Source organism: Streptomyces silvae, assembly GCF_016745505.1.
GTDB classification, from domain to species: Bacteria; Actinomycetota; Actinomycetes; order Streptomycetales; family Streptomycetaceae; genus Streptomyces; species Streptomyces silvae.
On record NZ_JAERUC010000057.1, the window covers coordinates 40,994 to 53,296 of the forward strand.

Consider the following 12,303-nt stretch of genomic DNA (forward strand, 5'->3'; position numbering starts at 1 on the left):
TCGACGCGCCGTCGGACGCGCCGCATATCATGCGCGCCATGTCCCGTGCCCGAGTTCGTCCCCGCCGCCGCCCCCGGGCCCCGGCCGTGGCCGCCACCCTGTTGACCACCGCGACCGCGCTGGGCGCCGTCGGGGCCGTGCCCGCCGCGGCCGACTCCGTGGGGCTGCCGGTCGTGCGCTCCGTCCTGGCGGAGGACGACACCTGCGCCTCGGTCTCAGGCGAGAAGGCCAAGGCCGAACCCTGGACGCTGGGGTCCTTGGGCATGTCCCGCGCCAAGCCGCTCTCCCAGGGCGCCGGGACGACGGTCGCGGTCGTGGACACCGGAGTCGCCGAGGGGGCGCCCGCGCTGTCGGGGCGGGTGACCGCGCTCGGGGCGGCCGGCGAGGACTGCGTCGGGCACGGCACGTTCGCGGCCGGTCTGATCGCGGCGGCCCCCGGCGACGAAGGGGGCCCGGCGGGGCTGGCGCCGCAGGCCCGGATCCTGGCCGTACGGGGCACGGACGAGCGCGGCGGGTCCACGGCGGCCCAGGTCGCCGACGGGATCCGCCAGGCGGCCGACGAGGGCGCCCAGGTCATCTACGTCGCCGTGGCCCTGGACAGCGGCAAGTCGCAGCTGACGGACGCGGTCGCCTACGCGAGCGGCAAGGACGCGCTGGTGGTGGCCCCGGTGGCGCCCGACGCACTGCCGAGGAACACCGAGCCGGCGCCCTGGTACTGGCCCGCGGCGGCCCCGGGCGTGCTCGCGGTGATGGACTACGGCCCGGACGGCTCGCGACCGGCCGACGCGCCCCTGGTGAGCGGGGCGGACCTGGCCGCTCCCGGCGACGCGGTGGTGAGCATCGGCCCGAAGGGCTCGGGCCACTTCATCGGCTCGGGCGCCTCGTTCGCCGCCGCGCACGTCGCGGGGGCGGCGGCGCTCGTACGGGCGCGTTACCCGGAGCTGAAGGCCGCGGAGGTCTCGCGCCGCCTGACCGAGGCGGCGTACCCGGCGGTGCCGCCACGGCTCGACCCGTACGCCGCGCTCACGGCCGTACCGACGGACGACAAGGGCACGGCGCCGCGGCCGGAGCGGGCAGTGGTCCCGCCCCCGCCCGCGACCGAGCCGCGCACCCGTGCGCTGGTGATCGCGGGCGTGGGCGGCGGGCTGGTGCTGCTGGTGGCGGCGGGCGCGGTGGTGATCCCGCGCGGCCGGGCACGGAACTGGCGCCCGGCGGGCAGCTGACGGGCCCGGGGCGACGGCCGGGCACGGAACTGGCGCCCCGGCGGGCGGCTGACGGTCCGGGACGACGGCCGGGCGGGGACGCCTGGGGCGCCCGGACCCGGCCGTCGCCCCTCACGACTCCTGGTCCTCCAGCACCGCCGTCTGCACCTGGGTCTGCTTGCGGCGCGTCACCCGCGTGCCCCGGCCCGGCGGCAGGTTACGGCCCTTGATGCTGCCCAGGATGAAGCCCTCCGACGGCGGGCACGACAACAGCAGCGTCGGGGTGTTGACCTCCTGCATGCGGCGCAGCATGGGTTCTCCCAGGCCCCGGCCCGCGCCGGCGGCGGAGCGGGAGACCACCATGTGCAGACCGACCTCGTAGCCGAGGGCGAGGTGGTTCAGCAGCGGGTCGAAGGGCGCGTTCATCGGGCTGGTGCCCAGCATGTCGTAGTCGTCCACGAGGACGAACAGCCGCGGGCCGTCCCACCAGTCGCACGTGCGCATCCGGGCCGGGGTGATCTCCGGACCGGGCGCACGGGCCGCGACCGCCCGGGCGGCACCCGCGATCAGCTCCTTCAGGGCGTCCATCGACACCGCGTGGCCGAGGCGGTACTCGTCCGGGATCGCCTCCACCAGCGCGCGGCGGTAGTCCACGACCATGATGCGCGCCTCGGCCGGTGTGTACCGGTCCATGATGGCCTTGGCCGTCAGCCGCAGCATGTTGGTCTTGCCGCTCTCCGCGTCGCCGACCACGATCATGTGAGGGGTCTCGGAGAAGTCGTGCCACACCGTGGAGAGGCGCTCCTCCTCCAGACCGATGGGCATCTTGAAGTCACCCTTCGGAGCCGGCAGCGCGGACAGCGGGAGCCGGGTCGGCAGCATCCGGACCGGCGGGGCCGGCGGACCCTGCCAGCTCTCCCGGACCGCCGCCACCAGAGCCGCCACGCCCTCGGACAGGTCGTCCGCGGACTCCACGCCGTCGATCCGCGGCAGCGCGGTGAGGTAGTGCAGCTTGGCGTCCCGTGTCAGGCCGCGGCCCGGCAGCCGCGGTACGGTCGCGGCGCGCCGCATGTCGATCTCGGAGTCCATGGGGTCACCCATCCGCAGCTCCAGGTGGGTCGCGGCCTGGTCCCGGATCGAGGACGTCAGCTCCACCCATCGGGCGGTGGTGACGATCAGGTGGATGCCGTAGTTGAGACCGCGGGCGGCGATCGCGCCGAAGGTCTGGATGTGCCGGTCGAAGTCCTGGCGCACCGTCGACCAGCCGTCGATGACCAGGAACACGTCGCCGTGCCGGTGCTCGGGGAACTCCCCGGCGGCCAGGCGGCGCCGGAAGGTCGCCATGGAGTCGATGCCGTTGTCCAGGAAGAACCGCTCCCGCTCCGCCAGCAGCGTGGTGACCTCGGAGATCGTACGGCCTACCCGCTCGGTGTCCAGACGCGCCGCGACCCCGCTGACGTGCGGCAGGCCGGCCAGACCGGCGAGCGTGCCGCCGCCGAAGTCAAGGCAGTAGAACTGGATTTCGCGGGGGGTGTGGGTGAGCGCCAGCGCCGCCATGATCGTGCGCACCATCGTGCTCTTGCCGCTCTGCGGGCCGCCCGCGATGGCGATGTGCCCGCCCGCGCCCGAGAGGTCGACGGACAGCAGGTCGCGGAGCTGGTCGAAGGGGCGGTCGATGATCCCGAGCGGGATGGTGAGCCGTCCCCGGTTCGAGGATCCGACGGTCGTCAGACCGAGCTCGGGGTCCTCGGTGAGCGGCGGCAGCACCTGGTCGAGGGTGGCCGGGAGGTCCAGCGGCGGCAGCCACACCTGGTGGGCCGGCGGCCCGGCGGTCAGCAGCCGCTCCACGGCCACCGAGAGCAGGGTGTCGCCGGTCTCCTCCTGCTCCGGGGCGGGCTCGGGGGCGGGGGCGTCCGGCAGCCGGCGCGGCACCACGTAACCGTTGGTCCACGGGACCGTCTGGCTGGCCACGCGCGCCTGGTTGGCGCTGCCCCGCCGCTGCTGGTACGGGCCGGAGACGTACGCAGCGCGGAAGCGGGTCAGCGCCTCCACGCCCGACTTGAGGAAGCCGCTGCCGGGCGCCGAGGGCAGCTGGTAGGCGTCCGGTACGCCGAGGACGCCGCGGCTCTCCATCGCGGAGAACGTGCGCAGGCCGATCCGGTAGGAGAGATGGCTCTCCAACTGGTGCATCCGGCCCTCGTCCAGGCGCTGCGAGGCGAGCAGCAGATGCACTCCGAGTGACCGGCCGAGGCGGCCGATCATCACGAACAGCTCCATGAACTCGCGGTGCGCGGCGAGCAGCTCACTGAACTCGTCGACGACGACGAACAGGCTGGGCAGCGGCTCCAGCGGCACGCCCGAGGCGCGGGCCTTCTCGTAGTCCAGTGCGGAGGTGTAGTTGCCCGCCGACCGCAACAGCTCCTGGCGGCGCATCAGCTCACCGTGCAGGGCGTCCTGCATCCGGGAGACGAGTGCCGCCTCCCCGGCCAGGTTGGTGATGACGGCGGAGGTGTGCGGGAGTTCGTCCAGGCCCAGGAAGGTGGCGCCACCCTTGAAGTCCACGAGCACGAAGTTGAGCGTCTCGGAGGAGTTGGTCAGGGCCAGCGACAGGACGAGGGTGCGCAGCAGCTCGCTCTTGCCGGAGCCGGTGGCGCCGATCAGCATGCCGTGCGGCCCGGTGCCGCCCTGGGCGGACTCCTTGATGTCCAGCTCGACGGGCTCACCGTCCGCGCCGACCGCGATCGGCACCTTGAGCCGGGTGGGGCCGGTGTGCTGCCGCCACAGCGTCTCCGGGTCGTGGCGGTGCAGGTCGGGAATGCCCAGCAGCGTGGTCAGTTCGACGTTGGCCGACAGCGGCTCGGCCGAGTCGGAGGCCGTGCCCAGGCCCATGCGGTACGGGGCGAGCCGTCGCGCGAGCGACGCGGCGCCCGTCGGGCCGAAGGTGTCGGGCCGGCCGAGCCGGGTGGTCTGCTCCTTGCGCTCGCGGTCCGTGCGCACCAGCCCGAGGTCGTCCTCGCCGACCTCGAAGCGCAGCGTGATCCGGCCGGGCCGCCAGGAGAGGGCGCCGCTCAGGTCCAGTACGACCGTATTGCGGAAGCCGGCACCGTCCAGGCGATGGCCTGCCGGGACGGTGCCCCCGTCCACCACGATCACCGTGAACGGCTCCTCGCGCCCCGGTACGGCCTCCGGGTCGAAGGGGGGCCGCTCCATGAACTCGGCGCCGAGCAGGTTCTCCAGCTCACCCAGGGCCGAGACGGTCATCCGGGTCGGGCCGGCGCCGTCCGTGTCGTGCGGGTGGAGGCTGTGCGGGAGCCACTTCGTCCACTCCCAGTCCTTGCGCCGCTCATCGGATACGCACAGCGCGATCCACACGTCGTCCGGCGAGTGGAAGGTGGCCAACTGGGCGATCAGCGCCCGGGTCACGGACCGTATCCGCTCCTCGTCGCCCCGGAACAGCACCCGGGCCCAGACCCGCAGGTAGATCGCGATGGGCTGCTCGGGCACCGTCGAGTACGCGCGGATGAAACTGCGCAGGGCGTGCGCGCTCAGCGGTTCCAGGTCCTCGACCGGGTTGGTGGAGCTCGGGTTCAGCTTCAGGCTCAGTTTCTGCTCGCCGACGGCCATCCGGACCTCGCCGAAGTCCTCGTCGCGCGGGCGGCGCTCCCACAGCCGGGTGGTGCCCGTCATCGACCACAGGGCGGCGGGTTCGGGGTGGCGCCAGGCCAGGGCCGTCTGCTGGTCCACCACGGCTCCGCGGACCTTGCGCCGGATCTGGGTGAGGTAGCGCAGATAGTCCCGGCGCTCGCCCTTGAGCTTCTGCTTGCGCTCGGCCGCCTTGCGCATGAACTGGCCGATGAACATCGCGGCGGCGCCGAGCACCATCAGGCCCAGGGCGATGTAGATGAAGCCGCCGGAGCCCCGGGTCATGCCGGGCCGCATGAACATGAACATCATCGAGACGGACATCAGCGCCATGGGGAGGTATGTCCACACGGCCGAGGTGTCGGGCACCGTCTCCGGCAGGATCGGAGGCTCCTGGAGATTCAGCTCCCCGTCGGGCATCTCCGGACCCCGTCGTCGGGCCGGGCGGCGGAACAGGACCACACTCAAGGAACCGTCTCCTTACGGGGCAAGGGGGAGAGCGGGCGGAACGACGTCGACGTCGTCGCCGATACGGTGCCGGAACACCGGACGGGGCCTCGCTGTCGCACGCACCCTACGCCGCGCGTCGGCCGACGACGACCGCCCGCCCGGACCCCGGCCGGGGGCGGGCCCTTCGAGCGTGCCGCAGTGTCACAATCCTGCTACATCGCCAGGTCGTACGTCCGCCACGCGGCGGGGTCATCGGTGCGCGACGGCGCGCGCCGCGTCACCGTCCGTGCCGCGGCGTCCCGCGCGCCACACCGGGCGGTTGGGCCGATGTTCATGTCGAGTTCCGCTTCATGAGCCATGGTCGCCCACAACAGGCAGCTGATACTACGATCATCGCGCCGACCGCCGACCGCCGACAACCGGCCCTGTCCCCCGAGGTTGTGGAACGCGTTCGACCCAGAGCGATGCCCGGCGGTGCGTCAGATCGCGTTCCCCTGACCGTACTCAGCAGTAACCGGAGAAGCGTGAGCCATCCCGATGACTGACACTCAGGTGGCCGAGCTGTGCCGTCTGACGGTACGAGCCCCAGCCAAGAGCATCGACCTCGCCGTGCCCGCCGACGTCCCCGTGGCGGACCTGCTGCCGGCGGTGCTCGGATACGCCGGCGACGACCTCGAAGAAGCCGGAATCGACCACGGCGGCTGGGTACTCCAGCGGCTCGGGGGCGAACCGCTGGACGAGGAACGCACCCTCGACTCCTACGGCCTGCGCGACGGCGACACCCTCTACCTCAGGCCGCGCACCGAGGCCCTGCCCGAGGTGCACCTCGACGATCTGGTCGACGGCATATCCACCACGATGCGGGACCACCCCTTCGGCTGGACCCCCAAGGTCAGCCGGTGGGTGCTGCTCGGCATTGCGGTCGCGGTGCTGATCGGCGGCATGGTGGTGCTCGCGTGGCCCGGCGGCTCCGCGCTGTCCCGGGCCGTGTTCGCCACCGCGACCGGCCTGCTCCTGCTAGCGGGCGCGGGCGCAGCGAGCCGGGCGGTCGGGGACGCCGGAGCCGGAGCCGCGCTGGGCTTCATGGTGGGGCCCTACCTGGCGCTGGCAGGCTGGCTGCTGCCGGGCGGCGCTCTCAGCGGACCGCACGCGTACGAGACGCTGGGCGCGCGGCTGCTCGCCGCCGGCGCGGCGGCGGCCGGCGGGGCGGTACTCGCACTCGCCGTCGTGGCGGCGTTCGCCGCGCTCTTCCTGGGCGTCGCCGTCGTCTCGGTGTTCGCGGCGCTGGCCGCCGTCCTGCTCATCACGACGGACCTGGCACCCGTGCACGCCGCCGGGATCCTCGCCGTCCTGGCCGTCGTCCTGGGCGCCTTCGTGCCCTCGCTGGCGTTCCGGATGTCCGGCATGCGCATGCCCCCTCTGCCGACCAACGCCCAGCAGCTGCAGGAGGGCATCGAGCCCCACGCCACGTCCGTGGTCGCGGCTCGCGCCATCCTCGCCGACGGCTGGATGACCTCGCTGTACGGGGCGGTCGGCGTGGTCGGCGCCGGATGCCTGGTCACCCTGGCCCGCGAGCGCGAACTGGCCGAGATCATCATGACGGTGGCGCTGTCCCTGCTGCTCATCCTCCACGCGCGGGGACTGGGCAACATCTGGCAGCGCATGTCGCTGGTGGTCCCGGGGGTGGCGGGGCTGCTCCTGCTGGTGCTGGTCGCCGCCCCGGCCGCCTCGCCGGGCTACCGGCTGGTGACGGCCGCGGGCCTGCTCGCGGCCACGGCGGCGCTCGCCATCGCCGCCTGGACCGTCCCCGGACGCCGGCTCGTGCCGTACTGGGGCCGCGCGGGGGAACTGCTGCACTCGGCCCTGGCGGTCAGCGTGCTGCCGCTCGCCCTGTGGGTGCTCGGTGTGTACGGCACCCTGCGGTCCATCAACGGCTGACCGGAAGGGAGACACGCTGCCATGCAGTCCAAACGCGACCAGGTACACGCCCACATGTTCGTCATGGGCCGGCTGACCTCGGGCATGCTGCGCGCGGATCCGGACGCCCCGGAGAGCCCCCAGGGCCGGACCAACCGGGGCGTGGTGATCGGCATCGTGATCGCCGTCCTGCTGTCGGCCGGGTCCTTCGTCCTCGGGCTGCTCAAACCCGGCACCAAGGACTCCTGGCGGGCGGCCGGGACCCTTGTCGTGAACAAGGACACCGGCTCCCGCTACCTCTACCTGGACGGGCGGCTGCGGCCGGTGCGCAACTACGCCTCGGCCCGGCTGCTCGCGGGCGCCGACATGAAGGCGGTGTCGGTCGGCTCGGCCTCCCTGAAGGGGACGCCGCACGGATCGCCCGTCGGCATCAACGGAGCCCCGGACGCGCTGCCCGGGAGCGGCGACCTGAACACCGGCCCGTGGCAGGTCTGCTCGGGAGGTGAGACGGCCTCGACCGGCACCGTCGTGGCCGTCGGCGCGCCGGCCGACGCCGCCGGGCTGCCCACCGGCCAGGGAATGCTGGTGACGGGCCCGGACAAGGCCGGCTATCTCGTGTGGCGGGGCAGCAAGCTCCGGCTCGACGAGGACAGCCGCGCCCGCGAGGCCCTCGGTTACGGATCCACCCCGAGGCTCCCCGTCTCGGCGGCCTTCCTGAACGCCCTCCCGTCGGGGCCCGACCTGCGCCCGCCGGATGTGCCGGGGAAGGGTCAGGACGGCCCGTCGCTGGGTGGCCGGGAGACCCGGATCGGCGAAGTGTTCCGGGTCACGGTGCCCGGTTCCGCCGACCGCTACTACCTGCTGCGCAAGGAGGGCCTGGCGCCCCTCACGGCGACCGGTGCCGCGCTGGTGCTCGGTGACCCGGAGACCCGCGAGAAGGTGTACCGGGACGGCGCGGCGAAGCTGACCACCCTGGGCGCGGACGTGCTGAGCAGCCATCTGGCTCCGGGCGCGGGTGAGACGGCCGAAGACCCCGACCTTCCCTCGGCGCCGCCGGAAGCGGTGGCCCTGGGCGAGGACCGTACCGTCTGCGTACGGATCGAGCCGGGAGAGCGCGGCCCCCGGATCAGCGTGGCCCTGACCGGGACGGACGCCCTCGGCCCGGTCTCCCAGGCCCCGCCCGAGGGGCTCACCCCCGCCTGCATGCCGGTCGGCACGATCACCGTACGGCCGGGCGGCGGGTCCCTGGTGCGCGCGCTCGGGGCGAGCGGGAGCAAGGTCGGCACCACCGTCTACCTGGTGACGGACACCGGGATGAAGTACCGGGTGGGGACGGCCGACGCGCTCGGCGCGCTCGGCTACTCGCAGGGCCAGGCGCGCGGACTGCCGGCACCGCTGCTGGCGATGCTTCCGACGGGGCCGGACCTGACGAAGGAGGCGGCGGCCCTGGGCCGGAGTGCGAACACGACTCCGCGCTGCGAGCCGAAGTGACACGCACCGGCGGCGAGGCCGCGCGGTGGCGCCGGAAGGACCCACCACAGGGAGGGAAGGTGAACATCGTGTGACACGAGGGAAATTGGTCGTGTCACCGCAACGGGACGCGACGATCAAGCGTCCTAGAACGGGAAGTGCACGGGCTCGGCTGACGGGAAGGGCTGACATTCGGCCTGGATCCCGCGGCGGAAGGCCTGAAACACCCGGTCGGAGCCGACAAGGTGACGCAAGCCATTGAATCGTCAACTCCTTTCTCTTTAGGCTCCATTAGTCCGAACCAACCGGACGCCGGTCCTCCGGCCGCGTCCGGCCACGTACCGCGCTGCCCGGGTCCCACGACCGGCGGCGTGACATCCCAGGAGGCACAGGAACATGGCGGGTACAGGCGCACAGCAGTCACTGGCATCGGCGACACAGAACGGTGTCACGGCCCTGGAGATGGCGTTCACCGGTGTCCAGACCAGCCGTCAGGACGTCGAGAACATGAAGCACAACCTGTCCTCCGGCTACGCCGGCAGCGACGGTGGCGCGTTCCAGAAGCTGCTCGACCGATGGGACGGGCAGGCGGAGATCATCTCCGGCAACCTCCGCGACATGATCACCACGCTGGAGGAGACGATGCGCGCGCAGGGCATCCAGCAGTCCACGTCCAACGACTCCATCCAGCAGGCCTACAACCGCTCCGAGGAGATCTTCAACGCGCTTTCGGGCTCCACCGCCGGCCGCTGACGACCCGACCCGCCCCGGTAGCGCCGACCGGCGCCCGGGCACGGCACGACACCCTTCCCTCCTGAAGTACCTGCCGCGAGACGAGGACGACCATGACCCCCCCGCTTGACTTCACCGACGGCCAGATCTACGTCGACTACTCCCACATGCAGAACGCCGCCGACGACATGGTCCAGCAGACCAAGGCGATCGACAGCATCCTCACCAACCTGGAGGCGGAGCTCCAGGAGCTCCAGAAGACCTGGGAAGGTGACGACAAGGCGGTGTACGCCGAGAAGCAGGCGTCCTGGAACCACGCCGTCGAGGAGATGAAGCGCATCCTCGCCGAGAACTCGGCCCTGCTGAACGACGTCTCCGACAGCTACCAGTACAGCGAGAAGTCGCTGACGTCGCTGTGGGAGAGCGTGCGCATCGGCGGCTGACCCGGGGCGACACGCCCTTGGCTCTCTTCGGGCGGCCGTCCGCGTGTCTGTCACGCGAACGGCCGCCCGCTGCCGTGAGGGCGGCGTTGTCGTCGCCCGCGTCCCCGTGAACCGTCGGCATAGGGCACGCGTGTGCGTTCCCCCCGCAGCCGACGGCCCCTCAGAAGACAGGAAGATTCGACATGGCGGAATCACCCACGGTCAATCTCAACAAGGAATGGCTGCAGAGCTTTCTCGACGACGACGTCATCCCGTTCCTCGCCGCGGTCAAGAAGATCAGGGAGAACGGGGACTCGCCGGACAAGGTGCTCGTGCCCGGGATGCCCACGCTGCAGGGCGGGGAGGACGGGGCGAAGACGGCACCCGGCTTCCTCGACGGGCAGAAGGTGCCGCTCGCGATCGGGGCGATGGCCGGTGACGCGGAGGGGCGCACCAACGGCGGCTATCTGGTCAAGAGCCTGAACGGGATGGTCGATCAACTCGACGAGATTCTCAAGCTCCAGGTCGAACTCTTCGAGGAGATCGAGGACAACCTCGAGGACACCATCGAGAAGATGTTCAAGACCCAGGACGACAACTTGGAGAAGATCGACGGAAAGAAATTGGTCGACTTCTTCGAAGGCGTGGACGAGGTGCTCTCCGAGAGCAGCGGCGGCTCGAACAACGACAACGATGAAGAGGACTGAGCCGGCACGGCCGTCGGCCCGCCCCGGCGGGCGGCCTCCCGCCCGTCCCCGCACGACTTCGTAGACCGTACCCCTGCCGCTCGCTCCCCCTTCCGCCCTGACCGAAAAGGCTTCCTGGCATGGCGCTCGACTCCAGCAAGATCACCGACGACCTCACCGGTACCAACGACAAGTGGTCCGAGGCCGTCAACTTCTTCACGGGATACAAGGCGCCGAACAGGAGCGAACTGTTCGACGCCCTTGTCGGCAACGAGGGAATCCCGCTGATGAAGGTGGAGATCTCTGACGTGGGCTATGTCGACTACGTCGACACGGAGGACCTGAACTGGCTCTACGAGAACGCCGGTTCCGACATCTCGAACACCGACTTCGTCATCCCCTTCTACCACTCGAAGGGTGAGGGGGCGGGGTCGGACGTGTCGATGTACAAAGCGCGCATCACGCTGCTCGGCAGCAAGGGCGACGGCAGGGTGCCGAGCCAGGGGTACCAGGAGGGCGGGAAGTTCTCCAGCAGCATCGACGGTCACCTGGGGATGGACGGAAAGCCCACCTGGGACACCACGCCGACCGCGCGGTACGCCTACGGCACCGGACTGGCCCTGGAGGAGCTGCTCAACAACGAGAAGGAGGGCACCCACGGTTTCAGCTGGAACGGCCTGCCCGTGGACGATGCCAATTCCGTCACGCTCGGCAACTTCGACGTGGTGGCCGGTGCCTTCGATCGGGTGGCGCAGTTCTTCATCAGTCAGCAGAAGCTGGTGGAGGAGTGGCAGAGCAGGGTCGGCACGGAGAAGAACGAAGCCTGGCGAGGGAAGGCCGCAGGTGTCTTCTGGGACCTCGTCAACAAGATCAACAAGCAGTACACCGACTATGCGGAGGACATGAGTTCGGGTACGGGCTACTCGAAACAGGGCAACGAGATCCGGCAGGCGAAGAAGGACTTCAGGGCCGCGGTCTCGGATCTCCACAGTGCCTGGGCGACATGGGAGTGGCAGTACGGGAATCCGCTGACCGTGCTCCACAAGCTGCTGTCCGCGGTGATGGAGTACGTGTGGGACCACAACATCACGAAGATCACCTACGAGATCGAGACCTACCCGACGGGCAATGGGGGATACAGCTCCTCCACGAACTACATCTCGGAGACCGGCTTCAGCAACAAGGCCGCCATCGACAAGATCACGGGCACGGGCAAGACGGGCCTGAGCGTCGACGCCCAGGATTTCGGCGAGCTCAAGGAGCTCAGCACCTGGGAGCAGATCGGCAACAAAGCTCTCCTGATGTGGCAGCAGACCGTCGAGGACCAGCTCGACGCGGCGGCGATAACGGCCATGACGAAGGTGCGGGACAGCTGGAGCAACAGCACGTTCGATCTGGGATCCGTGAAGTCCCGGGGCACCAGCGGAACCCTCGCGTCGGATTACAAGGAGGACAAGGCCGAGGTCGCCGAGGAGGAGGCGGAGAAGAAGGAGGAGGAGGCCGCCGCGGCTGCGGCTGCCGCTGCCAAGAAGCAGGAAGATTTCATCCAGTGGCAGAAGGACCAGGCTGCCAAGGCGGAGGCGGAGGCGGCGAAGGCCAAGGCCGAGCAGGAGGAGAAGGAACGGAAGGCCAAGGCGGAGCAGGAGGAGAAGGAGCGCAAGGCCAAGGAGGAACAGGAGGCCAAGGAGGCGGCGGCCGAGGCCAAGGCGGCGGCCAAGGAGGCCGAGGCGGAGGCCAAGGCCGAGGAGGCGAAGAAGGAGCAGGAGGCCAAGGAGGCGGCGG

8 protein-coding genes are annotated in these 12,303 nt (G+C 71.0%); 7 read left to right on the plus strand and 1 reads right to left on the minus strand.

Features of this window, described 5'->3' with window-relative positions:
• Positions 1–29 precede the first annotated feature (29 nt).
• On the plus strand, positions 30–1,223 hold the full coding sequence (locus JKV81_RS07715; RefSeq protein ID WP_129265991.1) for a S8 family serine peptidase: 1,194 nt from the start codon (positions 30–32) through the stop codon (positions 1,221–1,223).
• A 111-nt stretch (positions 1,224–1,334) separates the two neighbouring features.
• Here the strand turns inward: JKV81_RS07715 and eccCa are convergent, their stop codons facing one another.
• A complete protein-coding gene (gene eccCa / locus JKV81_RS07720) occupies positions 1,335–5,306 on the minus strand; it encodes a type VII secretion protein EccCa (RefSeq protein WP_202075248.1) in 3,972 nt (1,323 codons plus the stop codon).
• Between the two features lie 525 nt (positions 5,307–5,831).
• Here eccCa and eccD point away from each other — a divergent pair.
• The 6 genes from eccD to JKV81_RS07750 all read left to right on the plus strand — a co-directional run.
• Entirely contained in the window at positions 5,832–7,232 is a 1,401-nt protein-coding gene (gene eccD / locus JKV81_RS07725; RefSeq protein ID WP_202075244.1) for a type VII secretion integral membrane protein EccD, read from the plus strand.
• Positions 7,233–7,253: 21 nt separating this feature from the next.
• A complete protein-coding gene (eccB, locus tag JKV81_RS07730; protein WP_202075245.1) occupies positions 7,254–8,702 on the plus strand; it encodes a type VII secretion protein EccB in 1,449 nt (482 codons plus the stop codon).
• Between the two features lie 375 nt (positions 8,703–9,077).
• Positions 9,078–9,434 (plus strand): hypothetical protein, encoded by a 357-nt coding sequence (locus JKV81_RS07735; RefSeq protein ID WP_129265994.1) that lies wholly within the window; start codon positions 9,078–9,080, stop codon positions 9,432–9,434.
• Between the two features lie 92 nt (positions 9,435–9,526).
• On the plus strand, positions 9,527–9,856 hold the full coding sequence (locus JKV81_RS07740) for a WXG100 family type VII secretion target (RefSeq protein WP_014048941.1): 330 nt from the start codon (positions 9,527–9,529) through the stop codon (positions 9,854–9,856).
• A 182-nt stretch (positions 9,857–10,038) separates the two neighbouring features.
• Positions 10,039–10,542, plus strand: a complete 504-nt coding sequence (locus JKV81_RS07745; protein ID WP_129265995.1) for a type VII secretion system-associated protein — start codon at positions 10,039–10,041, stop codon at positions 10,540–10,542.
• A 119-nt stretch (positions 10,543–10,661) separates the two neighbouring features.
• The coding region (locus tag JKV81_RS07750; protein WP_202075246.1) for an AAWKG family protein at positions 10,662–12,303 on the plus strand (1,642 nt) is incomplete at its 3' end.